General features: G+C 66.2%; 20 protein-coding genes and 1 pseudogene. 7 read left to right on the top strand and 14 right to left on the bottom strand.

The window, feature by feature from the left end; all coding sequences use genetic code 11:
* Window positions 1–94: 94 nt before the first annotated feature.
* Both AB0J95_RS31480 and AB0J95_RS31475 read right to left on the bottom strand, forming a co-directional pair.
* Complete coding sequence (locus AB0J95_RS31480) at window positions 95–478, bottom strand: integrase core domain-containing protein (RefSeq protein WP_364765855.1); 384 nt, start codon at window positions 476–478, stop codon at window positions 95–97.
* A 574-nt stretch (window positions 479–1052) separates the two neighbouring features.
* A complete protein-coding gene (locus tag AB0J95_RS31475; protein ID WP_364765852.1) occupies window positions 1053–2210 on the bottom strand; it encodes an AI-2E family transporter in 1158 nt (385 codons plus the stop codon).
* 1310 nt (window positions 2211–3520) lie between these two features.
* Between AB0J95_RS31475 and AB0J95_RS31470 the strand changes: the two genes are divergently transcribed.
* The gene (locus tag AB0J95_RS31470; RefSeq protein WP_364765849.1) at window positions 3521–3883 is read left to right on the top strand and encodes a VOC family protein; all 363 of its coding nucleotides are present in this window, start codon (window positions 3521–3523) and stop codon (window positions 3881–3883) included.
* A gap of 43 nt (window positions 3884–3926) precedes the next feature.
* On the opposite strand, the gene AB0J95_RS31465 is transcribed toward AB0J95_RS31470, so the two are convergent.
* The 4 genes from AB0J95_RS31465 to AB0J95_RS31450 form a co-directional block, all read right to left on the bottom strand.
* Entirely contained in the window at window positions 3927–4115 is a 189-nt protein-coding gene (locus AB0J95_RS31465) for a UTRA domain-containing protein (protein WP_364766251.1), read from the bottom strand.
* Window positions 4049–4549 (bottom strand): winged helix-turn-helix domain-containing protein, encoded by a 501-nt coding sequence (locus tag AB0J95_RS31460; protein ID WP_364765846.1) that lies wholly within the window; start codon window positions 4547–4549, stop codon window positions 4049–4051. Before AB0J95_RS31460 ends, AB0J95_RS31465 begins: the two co-directional genes overlap by 67 nt.
* A gap of 92 nt (window positions 4550–4641) precedes the next feature.
* Window positions 4642–4899: a hypothetical protein gene (locus AB0J95_RS31455; protein WP_364765843.1), complete on the bottom strand. Its 258-nt coding sequence runs from the start codon at window positions 4897–4899 to the stop codon at window positions 4642–4644.
* 563 nt (window positions 4900–5462) lie between these two features.
* Entirely contained in the window at window positions 5463–5744 is a 282-nt protein-coding gene (locus AB0J95_RS31450; protein WP_364765840.1) for a DUF6191 domain-containing protein, read from the bottom strand.
* 161 nt (window positions 5745–5905) lie between these two features.
* Here AB0J95_RS31450 and AB0J95_RS31445 point away from each other — a divergent pair, with 161 nt between their 5' ends.
* Entirely contained in the window at window positions 5906–6157 is a 252-nt protein-coding gene (locus AB0J95_RS31445) for an RNA-binding S4 domain-containing protein (RefSeq protein ID WP_364765837.1), read from the top strand.
* Window positions 6158–6544: 387 nt separating this feature from the next.
* A complete protein-coding gene (locus tag AB0J95_RS31440) occupies window positions 6545–9196 on the top strand; it encodes a LuxR C-terminal-related transcriptional regulator (RefSeq protein WP_364765834.1) in 2652 nt (883 codons plus the stop codon).
* Between the two features lie 56 nt (window positions 9197–9252).
* Here the strand turns inward: AB0J95_RS31440 and AB0J95_RS31435 are convergent, their stop codons facing one another.
* Both AB0J95_RS31435 and AB0J95_RS31430 read right to left on the bottom strand, forming a co-directional pair.
* Window positions 9253–10623 carry a trypsin-like serine protease gene (locus AB0J95_RS31435; protein ID WP_364765831.1) on the bottom strand — a complete coding sequence of 457 codons (1371 nt, stop codon included), beginning with the start codon at window positions 10621–10623 and terminating at the stop codon, window positions 9253–9255.
* A gap of 146 nt (window positions 10624–10769) precedes the next feature.
* Window positions 10770–11027 carry a hypothetical protein gene (locus AB0J95_RS31430; RefSeq protein WP_364765828.1) on the bottom strand — a complete coding sequence of 86 codons (258 nt, stop codon included), beginning with the start codon at window positions 11025–11027 and terminating at the stop codon, window positions 10770–10772.
* 29 nt (window positions 11028–11056) lie between these two features.
* Between AB0J95_RS31430 and AB0J95_RS31425 the strand changes: the two are divergent.
* The 3 genes and pseudogenes from AB0J95_RS31425 to AB0J95_RS31415 all read left to right on the top strand — a co-directional run.
* Window positions 11057–11254: pseudogene (locus tag AB0J95_RS31425) on the top strand (hypothetical protein); the annotation flags it as partial.
* 723 nt (window positions 11255–11977) lie between these two features.
* Entirely contained in the window at window positions 11978–12475 is a 498-nt protein-coding gene (locus AB0J95_RS31420) for a hypothetical protein (RefSeq protein WP_364765825.1), read from the top strand.
* A gap of 190 nt (window positions 12476–12665) precedes the next feature.
* Window positions 12666–12884 (top strand): hypothetical protein, encoded by a 219-nt coding sequence (locus tag AB0J95_RS31415; protein WP_364765823.1) that lies wholly within the window; start codon window positions 12666–12668, stop codon window positions 12882–12884.
* Window positions 12885–13193: 309 nt separating this feature from the next.
* On the opposite strand, the gene AB0J95_RS31410 is transcribed toward AB0J95_RS31415, so the two are convergent.
* Complete coding sequence (locus AB0J95_RS31410) at window positions 13194–13502, bottom strand: hypothetical protein (protein ID WP_364765820.1); 309 nt, start codon at window positions 13500–13502, stop codon at window positions 13194–13196.
* 361 nt (window positions 13503–13863) lie between these two features.
* Here AB0J95_RS31410 and AB0J95_RS31405 point away from each other — a divergent pair, with 361 nt between their 5' ends.
* On the top strand, window positions 13864–14487 hold the full coding sequence (locus AB0J95_RS31405; RefSeq protein ID WP_364765818.1) for a TetR/AcrR family transcriptional regulator: 624 nt from the start codon (window positions 13864–13866) through the stop codon (window positions 14485–14487).
* A 789-nt stretch (window positions 14488–15276) separates the two neighbouring features.
* On the opposite strand, the gene AB0J95_RS31400 is transcribed toward AB0J95_RS31405, so the two are convergent.
* The 5 genes from AB0J95_RS31400 to AB0J95_RS31380 form a co-directional block, all read right to left on the bottom strand.
* Window positions 15277–15831 (bottom strand): response regulator, encoded by a 555-nt coding sequence (locus tag AB0J95_RS31400; protein WP_364765815.1) that lies wholly within the window; start codon window positions 15829–15831, stop codon window positions 15277–15279.
* A gap of 8 nt (window positions 15832–15839) precedes the next feature.
* Window positions 15840–16403: a hypothetical protein gene (locus AB0J95_RS31395; protein WP_364765812.1), complete on the bottom strand. Its 564-nt coding sequence runs from the start codon at window positions 16401–16403 to the stop codon at window positions 15840–15842.
* Between the two features lie 35 nt (window positions 16404–16438).
* Window positions 16439–17500 (bottom strand): adenylate/guanylate cyclase domain-containing protein, encoded by a 1062-nt coding sequence (locus tag AB0J95_RS31390; protein ID WP_364765809.1) that lies wholly within the window; start codon window positions 17498–17500, stop codon window positions 16439–16441.
* A gap of 157 nt (window positions 17501–17657) precedes the next feature.
* Complete coding sequence (locus AB0J95_RS31385) at window positions 17658–19880, bottom strand: ATP-binding protein (RefSeq protein ID WP_364765807.1); 2223 nt, start codon at window positions 19878–19880, stop codon at window positions 17658–17660.
* Window positions 19877–20530, bottom strand: coding sequence for a response regulator transcription factor (locus AB0J95_RS31380; RefSeq protein WP_364765805.1), 654 nt, complete (start codon window positions 20528–20530; stop codon window positions 19877–19879). Before AB0J95_RS31380 ends, AB0J95_RS31385 begins: the two co-directional genes overlap by 4 nt.
* Window positions 20531–20818 lie beyond the last annotated feature (288 nt).

The following is a 20818-nucleotide window of genomic DNA, read 5'->3' as shown; positions in this document are numbered from 1 at the left end:
ACGCGGGAGTCGTCGGCTCAAGGCTGTGGGGTTCCAGAAGTCGGCTTTGTGCCGTGACCTGCGCGTTAAGCTGCTGTGGGTTCGTACTCGTTGATCAAGCCGCCGAGGATTGGTCGGCGGCGGACTTGCGTGTGACATACCGCGCCAGCACGGTGCGCAGGTGACATTCATTGATGATCAGTAGCCGGTCGGTGACCTCACGCCGCACTGTTCCGATGAACCTCTCGGCATAGCAGTTTGCTCTCGGACAGCCCGGCGGAATCTTCACGATCTCGATGCCGACACTGGCGACGACGGCATCGAACGAGGCGGTGAACCGGCCGGCCCGATCACGGATCAGGAACCGAAAGCGGTCAACCTGATCATCCAGGTCCATCAGGAGGTTGCGGGCTTGTTGAGTGGTCCATGGGCCGTCCGGGTGCGTGGTGGTGCCGAGGATGTGGACGTAGCGAGTGGCGACCTCGAGCACGAAGAACACATAGACGCGCTTGAGCGTGACCGCACAGTCGACATGGAGGAATCGCAGGCCAACAGTGTCGTAGCCTGGGCGCGCAGGAACTGCCGCGAGGAGGTGTCCGAGTCCCGGTGCGGTGCTGGCAGGATCCGCAAACGTGTGAGTACGCGCCGGATGGTCGAGGCGGCTACTCGATGACCGAGCTTGAGCAGCTGGCCCTGGATCCTGCGATATCCCCAACTGGTGTTCTCTCGTGCCATCCGTTCGATCAACGCGACGATGGTGTCCTCGACAGGAGGACGTCCCGTTCGTCGCGGATAGGTCCACTTCCTGGGTCGATGCGCGATCAGCTACCAGTCGCAACCCTGAGCAGCCAAAATCGAAATCGGAATCCGGACGGCGCATCCCCCATCGGCGCGATACGCGACGCCAAGCGCCGACTGTTTGACACGACGAGGGAGATACCCCTCCGCGGGCGAGAAAACACCTGACACCAAATGGACACGTCACTCCGTATCGAGCACCAACTCTTCAGTCGTCCCTCCCCTGTGACGTCTGTCCACTCTGGCCACACCGTCGAGCTTTTCGCGGCCCCTGCTCACATGGCGTCGAGACGAGGAAAGAGAAGTTCCTGGGTCAGCAACAAAGCGGCGGCGGCGACGGGGATCGCGACGAGCGCGCCGACGACTCCGAGCAACGCGCCGCCCAGCAGGACAGCCACCACCGTCACGATCGCGGGTACCTTCACCGCCCTCCCGATGATCTTCGGCACGAGCACGTAGTCCTCGGCGAACCGGTACAGGATGACGAACCCCACCGTCGCGAGACACACCGGCAGTGACACCGTCAACGCCACCAGGCTGACCAGGATCCCGCCGACCACCGAGCCGACGACCGGGATCAGGTCGAGCACCGCCACCGTGATGGCCAACAGCACCGCGTACGGCACCCCGAAGATCAGCAGCCAGGTCAGGAACAGCGCACCGGCGATCGCCGACACCAGCAGGTTGCCCAGCACGTAGCCGCCGACCTTGACGAAGATCTCGTCACCGATCAGGATCGCCCGCGGCCGCCGCGAGTTCGGCACCAGCCGGTAGGCGGCGGCCCGGATGCGCGGCAGGTCGGCCACGAAGTAGATGGACAGCACGACGAGCACCACGAAATTGGTGAGCACACCGAACACGGCCAGCCCGGCCTGCACCAGGCTGCTGCCGCCGCTGATGGACTGCTCGATCGCCTGCTGGAGGTGCAGGCGCGCGTTGAGCTGGCCCAACCACGAACTGCGGTCCTGAGCCTGTTGCACATACGTGGGCACCTTCTGGACGAGCTGAGTCGCCTGCTCCACGATCACCGGGATCGCCGCCGCGAGAAACCCCGCCAGCAACCCGAAAGCGGCCAGGAACACCGTCGTGACCGCCAGCCAGCGCGGCCAGCGCCGCACCACCAGCCAGGACACCAGCGGTTCCAGCCCAATCGCGATGAACAGGGCAAGCCCGATGACGATCAGCACGTCCCGCAGACCCACCACCATCAGCACCAGGCCGTAGGTCACCGCGACCCCGGCGGCGGCGGTCAGGCCGATCAGGAACGGAGACCGCCGGTTGAACGGCTTGCCCATCGTGCCCCGCGGCCGTTCCGGTGAGCTGATCCGCGCCGCCTCCGCCTCCGCCTCGGCCACCGGGCCTTCCTCGGCCTCGTGCGGCTGGCCGACCAGGTCACGGTGACCGTCGGGGCGTGGTTCCTGGACCTTGGACATGCACACCATCCCGGCTCTGTGAACCGGCAGCACCTCGCCGGCACCGCCCCTGACTCCGTATTGCCAATCCGGCAGCATCGAAACCGGCCACCGACATCGCATAAGCGGCGTATGCGTGGATCGTGGCACTGTGGGCCACCAGTGTGGGCAAGATGAGTTCGTGCCAGCGGTGCCAGAACCCGGCGAATGTGGCAATTACCGCTGCGCGTACCGCGTCGGGGACCACGGTGGCCTTCGACCTGTCGAACCGGTGGTCGAGCCTGCGCAGGGACGACGGGCCGGTGGTCCGTACCCATTCGGTTTCGGCGCACGAGAGGGAGAGGAAGGTGATCACTGAGTGACCTCGGTGGTCCAAGGAGGTCAAAGGTTCCTTGAACCACTGTCTATGACCAAAGTAGACACAATCAAACGCGATCACCAACGACTCCTCGACCGGTACCCGGTCACCCCCAGCTGACGTTCCAGCGTGCCGTCGTGAGTGTCCGGGCGGCTGGCCGCCAACACCTCTCTGTCCACTGTGGAGGTGGGAATCAACCTGCTGGGCTGGGACAGCAGCCAGTGGTCATACGTCTACTAAGGACCGTTCTGTTAGACATGAGGTTCCGTACCAGCGACAGAAACGACGATCAGCTTTGCGCGCATCTGGGCACTCACGTCCTGCTGCTGAGCACCGTCCTCGCAGTTCTCCCGGCCTGGTTCGCTGTGCTCCAACATCACGTCGAACTCCGCCGGCGCCGGATTGAGGTGGACGACGTTGCCCGCCAACACAAGACGCGCTGAACAAGGTGCCCGGGAACCCATCGCGCGGTTGTATAAGCACAACATTGATGCGGCGTGCGACAGGGCCGCAGGTCCACAGTGGAATCACCCATCTCAGCTACACGCACCAAGTCCGCGGCCGAAACCTTTGCCTTTCACGCCGCATGCGTAGCTCGTGGCCGAGTTCACGAGAGAACGGTGTACTGAAACCCCTTGGCATGACCGAATATTAAGCGCGTCCACAGAGTGGACCTGTTGTCGGAACAAGAGTCGACCCGAACGTGCGACGCCATGCCCGCAGGACATCAACGTACCCAACGAAGTCTGACATAAGCAGACTGGTCGATACTGATCGCCTATGCGCTTTTAGCGCAGTTCGATTCCGACCTAAGGCGTGTACCGAAAGCGCCGGTCGCAGCCACCCGTTGCTCTGAGGCAGGGGTAAATCGCTACTTCAGCAGCGGTGCGGCGAGTACGGTGTGGCTGTGGGCCGATGATCGTGTGCAGCGGCGCCCTACGGAGACAGACGCGCGGACACGAAGGAGCGAATAGTGCCAGAGGCTGAACTGCGAGGGGTGACTCTGGACTGTGCCGACCCGCAGACGCTGGCGGACTTCTACCGTGCACTGACTGGGATGCGCGAACTCTTCAGTACGGACGAGTACGTCGCTCTGACGGACGGCTCCGGCTGTGATCTGGGATTCCAGAGGGTTGACGGATACCGGGCTCCGCAGTGGCCGGGTCAGGACGTGCCACAACAGTTCCACCTCGATTTCCGCGCTGACGACCTCGATGCGGTGGAAGAGCTGGCCCTGGAACTCGGCGCGGCCAAACCGGACTATCAGCCCGGCGACGGACGCTGGCGGGTACTCCTGGACCCGGCTGGCCATCCCTTCTGCCTGACGTCTTCCTGACATCACCCGGGTGACACGTATCCTCCGTCAGACGCCGTAGCGCTCAGCCCGAGTTGGTTTCTATGGTCTGGCGGTACTGCAGCTCGTACAGATGCGCACCCTTGATGAGGACCGACGCTTCAATGGGGCGTTCGTTGTCGCTGTGGACGATACGTAGCTGCCGGATCACCGGTGTCCCATCGGGAAGGTCCAGCGTCTCAGCTTCCTCAACGGTAGGCGGGCGCGCCGAGATCCGGTCAACGAAGGTCCGTTGGGGATATCCAAGGTCGGCGAGAGCTTGGGGTGCGCCTCCACGGACCTTTTGCTGTCTTGGCGAGGCTGCTGCCGACGGCGATCTCTGCGGGATAGTAGGAGGGTGATGTTGTCGACGGCGAGCAGCCGGTAGCGGAACCGCCCTGGCTCGGGGGTGATGTAGGCGGCGGCGATGACGAACGGCTGCCGGTCGCGGACGTAGACGCCCTTGCCGACGCGGCTGTCAAGGAAGCCTTCGTCTTTCAACGCTTTCAGCGCGTGCTGGATGGTCGCGTTCGCCACCCCGTATTGCGCAACGAGCTGCGCGGTGGACGGTAGTTGGGTGCCTGGGGACAGGTCGCCGCGCATGATCGAGTCGCGCAGTTCGGCGGCTATCTGCTGGTGCCGGGGCCGATTGTCACGTGCGCGGGGCAAATCCGGCTCCTGGCGATGTCGTCGTGTCGGTCATGGTGTCAGCTCGTAACGCAGTCGCCGTCCGTCGGCGACCACTGGCCTCGACGGGCAGATCATTTTCGGTAAGGAGCGCGCGGGAGAGGACGAGAACGCAGGACGGGTCGCTCAGCTGCGGGCGTGGTCCGTTCCTGCGGCGTGGCCAGGCGCGCGCTGATGTCCTCACGGACGCGGCGGGCAGGGTGGCCGAGGTCGGTCAGGTAGGCGACGGCACCGCCAGGGATTTTGCGGGATTCGGCCAGCCAGGTGCCTCGTGCGATGGCCACGGGGTAGTACGAGTCAGTGAGTTCGACCGGCTGTTCGTTGAACAGCATGAGTCGACGTCGTACCACCTGTGACGCTCAAATACTCATCGCTGTTGGTCAACGGGCCTGCTAGTCAAGTCGAGACAATCCCTGCGTGATCGTCTCGCTGCTCTACCACGTGACCCGGCACCTGCTCTCGATTCCCGGAGCACTGCTGCGCAGCGAGACCAGCAGGGACGCCGAGCTCCTGGTTCTGAGACACGAGAACACGATCCTCCGCCGCCAACTCGGGCAGCGCCTGCGCTATCAGCCCGCGGACCGGCTCTGGCTCAGCGCCCTGTCCAGGCTCATCCCCCGTCACCGGTGGCGTCGGTCTTTTCCGTCACACCGGAGACCCTGTTGTCCTGGCATCGCCGACTCATCGCGCGGAAATGGGCCTACACAGGCGGACGCACGCCACCGGACCGACCCGCGACACCTGCCGCGCTCCGTCAGCTCGTGCTGCGGCTCGCGAATGAGAACAGTCGATGGGGGCACCGCAGGATTCACGGCGAACTCGCTCGCCTCGGCCCATTCCATCGAGCCAGGCTGGGCAACCACACGCACTCACCGGCACGACTGCGTTCGTCGGTTTACCGCCGGTTCTTGAGCCGGTGTGGATCGAGGATGGCGATGCCCTCATTCAGATCGACGTGGTGCGGTGGCGCGCCGCTGTTCTCCTCCTGGCGCACCAGCGACTGTGTCGATCGTTGAGCAAGCTCGACACGTTTGGTGCCATGCAGAAACGACACGAACTCCTCGAAGGTGACCTGGGACATCGGCGTCCCAGCATCACGTGCGCGCCGCGCCCGTCGCCAACCTCGTTCCAGCACCGCCAGCAGGGCAAGCCACACAGCAAGAGCGGGAATCGTCATGACCCACACCTTGTCCATGCGAAGGGAACGCCCGGATGCGGACCCTGGTTCCAACGCACCACACCAGCACGCCCAATCCACACACGGTCAGCGGCATGAGCGGACGTTCGATGTCCGACAGATCGCACCGGCGGCCTTGGACCGCCCCGGATAATCACCCTATGCGCAACATCGACGTGACCATCTCCGGCGAGGTGATCGGACTCGGTCAATTCCTTGGACTGGCCGGCCTGGCCGTGGGCGCGCTCGACGCCAAGGTCATGATCGAGGAGGGATGGGTCACCGTGAACGGCCGGGTGGAAACCCAGTCCGGCAGGCAACTGCGGCCGGGCGACCTGGTTGCGACCACCGGCCGCTCCGCCCGCGTGGTGACCGCAGACCCGGGGCCGACGAGGCCCAACGAATACGGATAGGCCATCACCAGCACCGTGGTTTCCGACGCCCGCAGTGATGGTCTCGAAGGGGCGCACACAGTCGGCTCGAAGCCAACGCTTCAACGCTCGCTCCTCGGCATGAGCGCGCGGTCACGGGAGCCGGGCTATCGATGCGAGCACACCCGATCCGAGGCACCAGCCCCGGGCAGGCGTCCCACTCGGCTGTCCGGGCCACGTCCAGGAGGTCGCGGCCCTCGTCGCGTTCCTGACCACACCGGCCGCCGGTTACCTGGCCGGGGCGTCCTACGCGGTCGACGGGGGATGCTGGCCGACGACGGCTGGCGTACCTTACAGCGTCCGGCTCCGGCTGTTCCGCGATCCAGGAAATGGTTGGTACGTACGGGTTGTGTGCCGTACGGTCGCGATATGCCTGAGGGGCTTCCGGTCACCTCCCGGTTCGCTCGGTGGCCGCTGGTGGACCGGTCGGATGAGCTCACTGATCTGCTTGCAGCACTGGACGACCGGGCCCGCAGTGGGGTACTGCTGTGCGGGCCGGCCGGGGTGGGCAAGACCAGGCTGGCCGACGAGTTCCTCGCTGTCGCCGAAGGCTCGGGCCGAGCCTGCGGGCGGGCCACGGCGAGCGACACCGCCGCACAGGTCCCGCTGGGCGCGCTGGCGCACTTGTTGCCGAGCGAGGTCGGGCGCAACCGGTGCGATGCGGTGGCGTTGTGCAACGGTGTGCTCGGCACGTTCCGGTTGGCGGACCAGCGGCCGTTCGTCCTGCTGGTGGACGACCTGCACCTGCTGGACCGCACCTCGTTGACGCTGCTCACCCAGCTCGTCGACGCGCGGGCGGTGTTCCTGATCGGCACGGTGCGCACCGGCGAGCCGATCCCGGACGCCGTTTCCGCGTTGTGGCGCGGAGACCGGATGGTCCGCATCGATCTCACCGAGCTGTCCTTCGCCGGTGTCGAGCAGTTGCTGTGCGTGGTTCTCGGCGGGCCGCTCGAGGCAGGGGCGAAGGCCGACCTGTACGCGATCACTCGCGGCAACCCGCTGTTCTTGCGCGAGCTGGTGCTCGGCGCCCTCACCGCCGGGCGGCTGGTCGCCGAGCGCGGCGTGTGGCGGCTGACCGGACCGCTGGTCAGCACGACCCCGCTCACCGAACTGGTCGAAGCGCACATCGGCACGGTCGAGCCGGCCGAGCGATCCGTGCTCGACCTGTTGGCTGCGGTCGGCCACGTCGGCCTGTCCGAGCTCACCGGCATGGTGCCGATGGACCGGCTGGAACGGTTGGAGCACAACGGACTGGTGACCGTGCTGACCGACGGGCGGCGAACCGAGGTGCGCCTCGCGCACCCGTTGTACGCCGAAGTCCTGCGCAGCCAACTGCCCGTCCTGACCCGCCGCCGGCTGCTGCTGGCGCACGCCGACCGGGTGCAGCGCGCCGGGGCCCGGAGGCCGGGCGATCCGCTGCGGATCGCCACCTGGCGGCTGGACGCCGACGGCGTGGCCGATCCGGAGCTCCTGCTGGCCGCCACCCGGATGGCCCGCTACGGCCACGATTTCGCTGCCGTGCAACGGCTGGCGACCGCCGCCCTGGCCCAGCGCGACACCGCGGAAGGCCGGTTGCTGCTCGGTGAGGCCCTTTACGAACTCGGCCGCTTCGCCGAGGCCGAGACCGCTCTGGCCGGTGCCGAGCCGTTCGCGGTCGACGAACAGGATCTGGTTCCGGTCATCGCCACGCGGATGCGCAATCTCACCTGGGGCTTGCTCGACGCGAACGAGGCACTGCGGGTGAGCGCGGCCGCCCGCGAGAGGATCGGCGACCGGACCGGAACGCAGGAGCTGCTGGCGATCGAGGCGCGCGTACAGGTCTACATCGGACTCCCAGGCACGGCGCTGCGCACCCTGAGCTTGCTCGGCGACGAGCCCGAGCCGCGCACCGCGGTCCTCGCGGCCGTGCCGCGCGCCATGGCCCTCGTCCTCCTGGGCCGCAACGAAAGCGGCCTCGCTGTGGCCCGCCGGGGACTCGCCGACCACACCCGGCTCGGGGACCAGTTGGCCATGGTGCATCCGAGCACGCACCTGGTCATCGAGGTCCAGGCGCTGACCGAGGCCGGACGGCTGGTCGAGGCCGGTGAGCGGGCCACCCACGGCCACGCGCTCGCGGTGCGGGACCGTTCAGCGATCGCCCGGATCTGGTTCGCCTACCACCTCGGCCGGTGCGCGCTGCTGGCAGGCCGCCCGGCCACCGCGCACCGCTGGTACGCCGAGGCAGTGGCACTGTGCCGGGACAACAACTACCCGTGGCCACAACGGTTGATGCTGTCGGCCCTGGCCACCGCAGCGGCGGTCGAGGGAGACGCGGCAGGCGCCCAACGGGCCTTGGCCGAAGCCGCCGACCTGCCGGACATCGGCTACCTGCGTGCCGAACAGGAACTCGGCCCCGCCTGGACCGCGGCGGCCACCGGGGACCTCGTCGAAGCCCGGCGGATACTGCGGGCCGCGGCCGACGAGGCGGCGGCCAGTGACCAGCTCAGCTCCGAAGCCTGGCTGCGGCACGATCTGGTCCGCCTCGGGGACGCGGGCAACGTGCACAACCGGCTCGCCGACCTGGCACGGCAGAGTGAAGGGACCCTGGTCAGGGCGTACGCGGCGCACGCCAAGGCCGCGGCCGACGACGACCCCGGCCGGCTGACCGCCGCCAGCACCCGCTTCGAGCAGCTCGGGGTCTTGCTCTACGCCGCTGAGGCGGCGCTGGCAGCGGGCCGGGCGTATCGCCGCAACGGCCAAGCCCGGCAGGCTACTCGTTCGGACAACCGCGCCGCAGCACTGATCGAGACCTGCCAAGACGCGCAAACCCCGGGCTTGCTCAAGCCGGCCGCGGCCGTCCCGCTCACCCGCCGGGAGTCCGAGATAGCCGTGCTCGCCGCCAACGGCGCGACCAGCAAGGAAATCGCGGTCACCTTGCACCTGTCCACCCGCACCGTGGACAACCACCTGTACAGCGTCTACGCCAAACTCGGCGTCACCAGACGGGCCGAACTCGCCACCGCCCTTGGCACACCGCACTAGAGACCCCTGTGCCGCACCCGGCGATGCGAATGCGGCACAGCGTGATCAGGCGCCGGTCAGTGACCCGGCATGTGGGCGAAGGCGAACCCGGAAGAGCAGCGCTTCTTGGGCGGCCCTCCTGGCGCGGGACACAACAGGGTGTCCGGAAGGAACGCCGGGAACTTCGCCGCGGCGGTGTCGGTCAGCACGCTGGAGACCAGGCCCATGGCCGTGACGCCGGTCCCCGTGCTGTTGCGCAGGTAGACCGGACCGCCGCTGTCACCGTGTCCCGCCGCGAACGCTCCGGAACCGGCGGTGTTGATCACGTCGGCCAGCGGGCCCCGCCAGTCGAGACAGCCGATGAACCACAGGTCACAGTTGATCACGCCGGTGTCAACGACCCTCAGGCCGCAGACTTCACCGGTGAACGAGCCGGACTGGCACAGCCGCTGGCCCACCACCGGAGTGGCCCAACCGCCGGTGATCGGCAGCTGGGTAGGCGCCTCGGCCGAGCCGACATTGATCTTGTTCTCGGTCGAGGTGACCGAGATCGCGGCCACGTCCCGGTCGACATCGCTGAGAACGACCGTTCCCAGGGGCTTGAAGTTGCCGAAACTACCGGGACCGTTGGAGAAGGCGGCACCCACGTCACCGCAGTGCGCGGCGGTGAGCATTACCGGCTTGTTGTCCGAGGTTACCGCGGGGAACCCCGTGGTACACGAGATCCTGGTGTCGCCCTCGACTCGCGAGATCCGGTCGCCGCCCCACCAACCGGGCAAGTCGTTGAAGCGGATCCCCTGGAAGAAGTCACCTTGGTACGTCTCAGGGCGGACAACGCCGCGAACCTCGCCGATCGCCGTGCCGTACCTGCGGTGCAGCACCTGGGAAGCGTGCTCCAGTTCCGCACTGTCGGCACCCGGCTGCCGCACTGCCACAGCCACCGTCACGCCCGAGCCGTCGACGGCCGGACCGGTGCTTTGCACGAGAACGCCGTCATCGGCGAGGCCTTGCGCGTCCTGTGTGATCCGCGTCGCGACCCGGGTCATCGTGGGCCGGTCCACGGAGGCCTGGTGCACCTCGACTCGCACGCCCTCGGGCGGCGGCTGGGGCAGCCGCAGCGGCTGCCCCGGATCGGTCCGGTACACGTGGACGATGCTGCCCGGCACGTCGATCTCCACCCCAGCGATGTCCGTCCCGTCGGCGCGGGACTGCTCAGCGAGTGACTGCGCCGCCGGGAGCATGGCGTCCTGCCGTCGCAGCAGCGCAGTCTCCTCGGCGGACAGCGGCGGTGCGGGCTCACTGGTCCTGACCGGACCGGTGTCCCCCGGTGGCGGGCCAAGCGGCCCGTCGGCGGCGTGCGCCGGACCCGCGCTCACCACCGCGGTGACGAGTGTGCCCAGCACGGCCCCGAAGATCAGCCGCCGAGGCCCGGATTTCCTGGTGTCCATGGATTCGTTCTCCCCAAAACGGATTGCCGGGCACCGGCGAGTCCCGCCGGTGCCAGCGGTCGGACCAACCGCTGGCACAACCTTCCCCGGACAACCACTCGAAGCCATGAGTAACGACTACTCAGGTCCTTGCTCATTCCCGGTTGTCAGTCCCAGTCCTTGTCCCGGGCGGCCAGGCCGAGCTGGAAGCGGGTGACGACGTTGAACTCGCGCATGAGGTCGTGCACCCGGTGCTGCACGCCCGCAAGCCGACCTCCAGGGCACGGGGCGATGCTCTCGTCGGTCAGGTTGGCCGCGAGCAGCCCCAGCAGCGTCCTGGCGGCCTGGTGGGTGCTGATGCCGCCGTCCCCGCTCCACGAGCCGTGGCGCCGGGCGCCGGTGCGGTCTGCCCACAGGTGCCGCAACGCAGGTACACCACATTGGGACGGCTGTGGTCGAGTCGGTCAACCAGACTCTCAAAGGCCAGCTCGGCCTCGAACAGCACGGCGGGCGCACCCCGGCAGGAGTGTTCATCCGGGTCATCCAGCGTCTGCTGGCTATGGCCGCGGGCATCTGGCACAACTGGACGTGCGCCACGAGGCATTGCTGTTTCGGATGGGGTGAGAGACCGCCCATTTGTTCGCCGTCGTAGCGGCGAACGGAAGCTGGAGACAGCCTGAGCCAAGGGTCGTTGGTGAGGGTGGGAGCAGCCTCGGCCCGGAACGGCTCCAGCGGGTTGTGGTGCGCGTTCGGCCGACTGCCTCCGCGGCCTCGATCTCGGGGGATCGAGTTGACCAGCGGTCCTTCGCCGAGCTGCTCGATCCAGAACTCGTAGAACGCCCCGATCACCGAATTGTTCTACCGGACGGTCCGCTTCGCGTTCTGGTCATCGAGGTAGCGCTTGCGAGTGATCGGGTGATCGTGCCCGCCGTGCTCACCGAGTGGGTCCGCTGTGAGTTCCGCTGCTTCTGCACCAGCTGCATCCAGAGCGCCAGATCGCGGCCTTCAGCCGGAGTTGCCCTGTCCCACGGGACATCCACGGCGCGCAGCCACCGCAACCAGCGCACCAGAACCAGGGCGCCGACCAGCACGACGGTGTGCTGCTGGACCACGTCCGGCACGCGTTCATGTCCGGCTTCCACGCCACGGCGCTGACCGGAGCGGTGCTGACCTCCTCACCGCCGGTGCCCTGACATCGACGAAGCGGCGTGTGCCGTAGGAGGTCCGGTCGGAGATGGGCGGCGCCAGGCAGGTCCTGGACCGCGGTGTCCAGCGTCGGTTCTTTCGTGTCCGTACCCAGCCGAAATGACGGCAACCCGGAAGCGCTTCGAGTCGTGTCCTGAAGGCAAGGGGGCAACCCTGACGAGGAGGGACGATGAGAATTGCGACTGTGGTCGTCGTCTTGGCCGGTGCGATCATGCTGCCCGCGAGCGGCTCTTCGGCGTCGGCCGCGGCGTGCCCGACCTGGGTGGGACACAAGTGTTTCGACTTCGGCCTGAAGCTGACACCCAACCCCGTGGCGCAGGGCGGGCGGGTGAGCATGGAGTTCCGCAGCATGTGCTACCCGCCGGACTCAGCCCGGGTGACATCCAGTGTCTTCACGGCTCCGGTGACGCTTTCGCGGGTCCGGCCCGAGGACGGGGGCTGGGTGTTCTCGGGAACGGCGAAGGTGTCGGCGACAGCGAAGATCGGTCCGGCGGCCGTGACCGCCAAGTGCAGTATGACCTCGTCGGTTGTGCAGTTGCAGGTCGTGTCCCCGCCTGCTGGCGCGCGGCCTGGGCGGACCGTCACCGGGCACGGTCCCGCGCAGGTTCAGCAGAAGCCGAAGGGCCCGGTGGAGACCGGTGGTGGTGGCACGTTCGGTTCCGCATGAAAACGGGTGGCGGTTGCGTACCGGGTTCTCGTGGAGTGACGAAGACGTCGCATCGATGCGCTGGGAGGCTTCGATTCTGTCGGCGTGAACGTGATCGGCGACAAGGAGAAACGTGATCGGAACAGACTCAGACGCCTCAGCGCATCGGTCGGTGTGACCGCTGTCATCGCGGCCTCGATCGTGGCCGGAAGTGCGGCTGCCGCTGCGCAACCGGTGGCTCGCCGGCCGTCGCGGTCCAGCAGTGGGCGTCACCAGCCTGCACCGCACGTGGGCATACACGGTCCCGTCCGGCTTCACCTGGGCCTGCGCGATCCCGGCCGACTACTCGTACACCGCTTCGCGCCAGGGCAGCAACTGCGCGGCTTCGCCTGGCTCCTCGCCCTACGAATACCGGCTCGCGCAGGCCTGATAACAGGAAGCCCTTCACCGGGTCCGGCCGGTGAAGGGCTTCCCCACGCGGGGCACCAGGTTCTCGCCGAATACCAACGGCACTACAACCCAGCACCGGCCTCACCAAGCCCGGCAACAACGACCACCCGAGACCCACCAACAGCCAAGGTCAGTACCCACGGCCAACGCCCGCATGCTGCTACGCACCTGCGTCCTCAATGGACTCATCAACGAATACCGATACACCGCTTGACGTGCAACGATGACTTTTCGAGCGGTACAGGATGGCTAAGCCCGGATCATCCCAGGCGAGACAACAAAAGCCCCTTCACGAGATCGCCACCACACACTGGCAGGTACCCGCTGCGTGGCTGACCCGGACCGGATCGGCCGGGGAGAACTCCCCGCGATCCTCGCCGCCGAAATCTATCCTGATGGTGTCAGGCGAAGAAGGGACGAGCACCGTTCCACGCCGGACTCGACGGCTGCCGTTCGTCGGGTCGGGCTCACCGAACACCAGCACCCGGTCGCCCTGGGCGAAGTGGTCCCAGTAACCGCCTTTGAGAGTGCTCCAGGCGGCCACGAACGCCCGCTGGACCGCCAGGAAGTCCGCACCCAGCACCACCGCCAACCGCATCAGAACGGTCCTCGATGGGGGTGCGATCGGATGACCACTCTCCTCCGGCGTGACCCACGACTGTAAGTACAGCGCGGGCATGCCCGCACTGTCGGAAATCGCCTGCACCGACCACCCCGGCCGATAGCACTCCAAAAGCTCGACAATGCGTGACCCGGACTCCACGACACCACCGTCCGGACAGAACCGCAGGAGGCCGATCCTCACGACCGGGCCACCCAGGTCCCCGGTGAGCAGGGTGTCGAGTTCGCCTCGTCGACTTCGATCATCAGAAACCTCCTGGAGTCGATACGTGCTACGCCACCCACCCTACACATACTTGTTGGCTAACACGCAAGCTTAACTTGCTAAACTCCAGCACATGGCCACCACCCGCCGCACCCAACAGGAACGCCGCGACCAGGCCGAAGCCGCGATCCTGGCCGCTGCCGCCGAAGTGGTCGTCGAGCAAGGCGTTCGCTCGCTGACATTGGCGCGGGTCGGCGAACGCGCCGGTTACAGCCGCGGCATCGTCACCCACCACTTCGGCACCAAGCAGGCGCTGGTCGAGCGGCTTGCCCGAGCCACGCAGGCCGGGTTCGTTCCGGGCCTCGACGAACTACCGCCCGGCCTGGACCGTCTCCTGCGACTGATCGACGGCTACCTCGGCCAACTCGCCCGCCTCAGCGTGTTCAACCAAGCCTTCCTGCTGCTGTGGGCCGAGGCCGCCACACAACCCGACCTGGCCCCGATCTTCCGCGAACGGGACGACGCCTTCCGCGCCGACCTGCGCGACGACATCGAGGCCAGCATCGCGCACGGCGTCGTCGACCCCAGCCTCAAGCCCGACGACGTCGCGATCGCCGTCGTCGGACAACTACGCGGGATCGCCCTGCAGCGGTTGCTGGAACCTCGCGGTGTCGACGTCGAACAGGTGCGCCACAGCGTTGTCGGCTACTGGCGCCGAGCCCTCAGCGCGGCATCGGCCACGACATCGCCGGTGTGACAGACGCCGGCGAGGCCACACCAATCGCAACGCCGCCAGCCACCATAGATGGCGTAGCTCGTTCGCGAGGGTCGCGGCGAACAAGAGAGTTGATCTTCACCACGGTCTCGGAGACGAGGGCGAAGCCCGATCAGTGCCCAGAACCTGTACCGCTCGAAAAGTCGCTACGCCTGGTCAGAGGGGCACCGGGGAACCCGTTGGACCACGGCAAGGTGGCTCCGACGTCAGTGGGCTAACACGTCAGTTGAACGCTGCTCGAACCCGCACTCTGTTCTGTATCAACCGATACCGCTACACCGCTTGACGTGCAGCAACAACTTTTTGGAGCGATACAGGTCCAACCCAGCCGCAAGCGTTGACCTGGCAGAAACGATCCAAAAAGCATCAGCCCTACCCGCCGATCACCACGCACCCGGAAGTCTCCACACTCAACAGCTCACTCGGCTAAACTCATACACAGCAGCGAGATGAGTCCGCCACTCCTCCAGAGGACGCGACCCCTTAACCTTGTGGCAAGAAGCTGACTTCTCCCCCAGTGCGGTCCACAAAAGACACTGACCTGCGGATTCGGAAAATCCACTGCTCAATGCATGTCCGTTGAGGACGATTGAGGGCAGTTGCCGACAGGTCAAGTGGGTTCGCTGCTCCAGTTTCGCTCCTGCTCCGGGAGTTGCTGCATTTCGTCAGATACGGACTCACCGCCGCTGGCTGCTTTCCTGACATGTCGACGGCATCGTCGCAGTGAAGCGATCCTGCCGGTCCGGCATCCAACCCTGCTGGCATGTGTGTTCATCCCCCGGCATAGCCGCAGATGATCTGCCGCAGGTAAGGGAGGACCGTGTCTGCGGCAACGTCCAGCCTCCTGGCGACAAGGATGTGCGGCAAGCCTTGCGCGACCAACTTCAACGCTTCCTGTTCACCTACTGACAACCGGGTCGCTATGTCCGGGTCTGTCACAATCGCGTGCGCCAACCGGCTGGAGACCGAGAACTCACCGGCTTGTGCCGCAAGGATTGCCTCCACCAACCGTGACTCGGGATCTCCCTTGAGCACCAGCCCTAGTGCGCCGGCATCGATCGCGGCTCGAACCTCCGCGGGCCGCGAGTCGGAGGTGAAGATCACGACCCGTGGGCCGGTCACCCGGATCCGGGCGACATTGGCCGCCACATCAGGTTCACCGGGCAACAACAGGTCGAGCAGCACCACATCCGCGTACCGACCCGGCCCGGCCAGCAGCGCCGCGACGCTGCCGGCCAACGCAACCAGTTCGATGCCGTGCGGTGAGTCGTCCAGCATCTGCCTCAAGTCGTGCAGCACCACCGGATGGTCGTCGACAACAGCCACGACGCATCTCATTTGTCGGCCAACCCGAGCGCCTTGCTGATGTCATTGTTCCGCTCAATGTCCAGATCCGTGACCAGACGAAGGCCGGGTGTCCGGCGTGCCAGCGCCCATGCGAGGTCGGTCGGTTCCGTCAGACTGACCACGACCAGCTTGGGGATTTCGCGCCGCTTGGCCTCGGTGTGCAGTCGCGAGACTGTGGCTGAGTCCAGCGGGAAGGAGGTATGCCGCACCGCTACCGCGACCCGTTCGCCATGTCCCTCAGCGACGAAGTCGAACGGCCCGTTGATCGCGCGCACCAGGTTCCAGTCTCCTTCGAGCCGCCTGACCAATAAGTCCCGGACCGGCTGGGCGTTGTCGCCGTCCGGACCGGTCGTTGTTGTCCCGTTCAGCGCTTCCGCGACACCGTCCTGAACACCTTGTCCAATCCGGACACTCAGCAGCCGCTCAATCATGAACAATGGGGCGAGCAAGAGAACCGCGGCCCCCAGTTCCAGGGCCACCGATTGCAGGTAACCGTCCAGGACAGCACCGAAGCCGACGACAGCGGCGCCGCTCGCGATGGTCGAGACCATCGCGAGACGGCCACCGCCGACTGTCGATCCGACGCTCATGCCGAGAGAGCGTCGATCTCGTCGGCTAGAACCACACCGACTGGGCCCTTGGCGTTGTGCGACAACCTGATCCGCACATGCTGACCGATGTGGTACCGGTCCTGGGCACCGTAACCGAGGTCAAGGAACAGGTCCTGCACGACGCCCTTGCCATCGGATACCCTGCTGAATCCGAAGGCCGGGAATACCTTGTCCACTCGGACGGTCAGCTCCGCGCCGGACGCCAGCGCACACGTGGCACGCGCGCTGCGGCCGTCCTGGTGCGACGGTTCGGCAACGAAGAAGACGGTGTCACCGGTACGGATCGGCAACGTGCCCACACAGGTGCTGTCGCGGTGCAGGTAGTAGCTCTCACCGTCGCCGTCCCGGACGAACCCGAAGTCACGGTCGTCGTTCCAACGAGAAAGAACCCCCTGCTGCCAGGGCGTTTGTGAGGAGCGACGCTTCTCCGCGGACGGCGCGGGGGAGTTGTTCTGAACGCTGATCTCGGTCACAGTGCTGGTTCGGACACCGAACGACTGCGCCGCCCATAGGATCTCGTAGTAGCGGATCCGTTCGGCGTCCCAGCCAGTTGGCAGCTCCTCCACCTGCGCCAGGTACTGCCCGCCCTCGCGGCTCACGGCGTTTCCGTAGTGAGAGAACACGTTCATCATGTTCGACGCGTTCCGGGTGGACTCGTCGACGAAGATGGCGCCCGCGTTTGCCCCGTCAGACAAGCGTTCCGAAGTGTCCACGCTGCCACCGATGTAGTCGGTGTAGATGCCGTTGGTGAACTCCACGACGCGGCCGGTCGCGATCCCGATGGCGCAGTTGCAGCGGTAGGTGTTGTCACGGTGAGCCTCGCTGATCCGCTCTTGGATCAAGATCGCTGAATTGATCGCCTCAGCTGCCTTGTCCATGGGGAACGTCGCCACCACACCGTCGTTGAGGTACTTGTTCACCGTCCCACCATGCTCCCGCACCGCGTCGCCGACCTGGTCGAAGAACCACCCCATAGTCGGCAGCCAGTTCACCTCCCCACCGGACTTCTTGATCGACCGCGCATCGGTGAGGGTCACGTACATCACCACTCGAGGCGCACGGAGGGGGTTGTTGAATGTTTCACGTAGCGAGTTCATTGTCTGCCACCTTCGTTCATCGTGGCCAGGCTCCCTGCCCGACACGTCAATGGTGGCAAGCGAGAGGCCGATCGCGCTGTCCGCGAAAATCAGGACATCACTCGACGGGCACGGAAAGCTCGACGCACGTGGCGTCCGCGTCGTCGCCGTCCACCTTTGCGGACGCGGGCAATGCCGCGCGGAGTGCTGAGCAGCGGTCGGGGTCACCCGGCAGGCACACCAGGCTGATCAGCACCTCCTCGCCGGCCGGGTGCAGGCTCAGAATGACCTCCTGTGGCGGAGACTTGGTCGACAGCGCCGAGTCCAACAACGTCCGCACCGCCTGCGGTGGGTTGAACGTGTCCGTATCGGCCTGGATCGTCACCACGCAGCCAGCGCGACGCGCGTTCTCCAACCGCTTGCGCACCGGCACATCCAGCACGCCAGGGATGTGCAGTTCGTCGCGGGCCGTCCATTCCAGCAGCCTGGCGCGCTCTCGCACGGCACTGTCGATCGGACCGCCGGTCGCGATGTCTCGCAGGAACGGCAGGATCTCCTGCCCGATATCGGCGATCCTCTTGGCGTGCAGTGTCATTCTTCCGTCCCGAGCGGCGACCGTTACCGCGATTTCGGTCCGCTCCGCGTTCGCGTAGAGTACGACGTCACCGAGTCGTGCGATAGTGCTGATGATGACAAAGCCCATCGCCAGGCACAGCACGGAAGACATCGCCGCTGGCAGGGCATCCAAAAAGGACTTAACAACGAACGCCCTGTCGACCACCATGGTGATCAGCACGATCTCCTGGACCAGCAGCGTGGCGCCTGCAATCCACGACGGCTGCACTGCGACCAAGACAACCAGTATCGGCCCGATCGCGCCGATCGGCCAAGATGCGTAGTTCGTCAAACTATCCGCCGGAATCACCTGCAGCGCCAACACTGCACCGGCGGCCGTCCACACCGCCGCGAGCGGCGCCGCCCATCTGATCACCGGCCGGTGGGCCGCGACGATCAGCAGTGCAGTTCCCACGATCAACGAGCCATACCAGCCAACCACCCATGGCATCAGCGGTGCGGCATGTAAGTGCCGGGCGACCGGGATGATCATGCTGAGCAGGTACGGCAGACATACCGCGGCCAACGGTGGCCGGACGTCATCGAGTGCCGCGCGCAGACCGCGTCGAAGGTGACGATCGTCATCAACTGGCGACAAGTCAACTGCGGTCGGCGCCCACTTGAGCGCGATCGTGGTTCCCTTGCCTGGTGCGGTATGGATCTCGGCCGTGCCGCCGACATCGGTCAGCCGCTGGTTCACCGAGTCGCGCAGACCCACCGAGGTCTGCTTGACGTCCTCTGCACGGAAACCGATGCCGTCGTCGCGGACCCGCACGACGAACCCCTTCTCGTCGCCTTGGATGCTGATCGTTACGGTCCTCGCCCGTGCGTGCCGCTCGATGTTCGCCAACGCTTGTCGGGCTGCTGCAATGACAGCATTCGCGACGTCGGTCGGGATCTTGATCGCGTCGCGATGCGCCATGACCCGCTGGGTACCGGCTGGGATCGGCAGGTCCGCCAGGCCTGACCACAGCTCCGAGGTCCCGTCCGCCGGTTCAGCCGGGGATTCTGTCGCCCTGGTGACCGCCACCGAGCAGGCCTGTCGCACCTCGGCAATGTCCAGACCGATCGTGGCCACCGCACGCAGGGCTGACGCTACATCGTCATGCAGAGTTCGCTGGAAGTGCCGGTGAGCGGCTCGTCTGGCGGCCGCGCCGGCCGCCCGGACTCTGGCAGCTTGCAGTGCAAGCTCGGACTGGTCGGCGCGCAGCGAAGCACTGCGGAGTACTCGGGTGACCACCGCCGCAGCCAGCGGCGCTGCGATGAGGGGCCACAGGCTTTCTACGGCGCCCATCGGCCCGTCGATGCTCAGCGAGACCGCGAAATGCACACCTGCGAGGCCTGAACAGATGAGCCAGGCATTCCGTCGCTGGTGAAAGCCGGCCACCAGCAGCGTCGCGACCACGAGCGAGTTGGACCTCGTGGCCATCGGGAGTGCCCCCTCGCTCGGCACAAGGTAGGCCAGCGTGTTCGCCGTCGCCACGATCGACGCAACCGTGGCGTCGTGGGCGGTGAGCCGGGCCTGCCAGCTGCGAGCCGCCAGTATCAGCAGGAATCCCGCGAAGACGATGGACATCGCCACCACCGGCACAGGCACGCCAGCGGCCGGAGACAGGACCGACCCTGTTCCGGAAACGAGCAGAAGCAGCGTGAGAACCGCGAAAGAACGCTGGAGCCCACGTTCGACGCTCTGCTGATAGCTACCGGTTGCGGGCAGTGTGGTCACGGCATCGCGCGGCGCTCGGGCGACAGTTCGATATAGCCGTCCTCCAACGCGAACGCGGCCAGCTCGCCAGGGCTGGAGGCTGGATGGTGAGCGTCGGCGTATCGCTGGCTGGCACGGGTCAAGTACGTGGGTAGGGTCTTCTCACTGATCCCAAGCTGTTTGGCGATCAACCTGCGCGGCAGCCCTTTCGCGACAAGTGTGAGCACTTCCCGCTCACGCGCACTCAACCGTACGTCAGCACGCGGATCAGTGACCATGGAATATGCGAGCTGGCTCGAGACGAAATGCTCTCCTGCAGCGGCGGCACGGACCGCCTCGATGATGCGTTCCTCGGGGTCGACCTTCAATACCAGGCCCAGGGCGCCGCAGTCGATGGCTTCTCGCAGTATGCCCGGGCGTGACTCGGACGTGAAGAGCACGACATGGGCGCCCGACTCACGGACTCGGCGAATGTTGTCCGCGACATCGCGTTCTTGAGGCAGCAGGATGTCGAGTAGCACGACACAGGCACGGATTTGCGACTCTAGCAGCGCTGAGACCGAAGGGTAGACCGCGGTCAATTCAAGGTCATCGATGTCGTTGATGCAGGCTTGCAGGCCTTTGAGGAGCATCGGGTGATCATCCACCGCTGCTATCGTGATCACCAGCACTTCTCCCTTCAACGCTGCCCATATGACAATCATCGGCAGGTCCGACGAACGGGTTACCAAGACAGTCGGTCGTTACGGTTTCGATGCGGTCCACGGCATGCTGTGCCTACACAGGCATTCATGCGGACAAACGGATTGTGGTCGGTCCATCGACGGACCGGTGGTTGTCCGCCGAGGAGTTGACCATTGACGAATCAGTCAGCTGGGCCCACCTCCGGTGAGCCAAACAGCGCCTGTGTGATCTTGCGGACCCGCTGGCGGCGGACGCCTCGAGGATGGGCGAGGCCT

It is taken from the genome of Actinocrispum sp. NPDC049592, assembly GCF_040675465.1.
Classification (GTDB): Bacteria; Actinomycetota; Actinomycetes; order Mycobacteriales; family Pseudonocardiaceae; genus Kibdelosporangium.
Note: the sequence above shows the minus strand (reverse complement) of the source record. Positions and strands in the feature narration are given on the sequence as shown.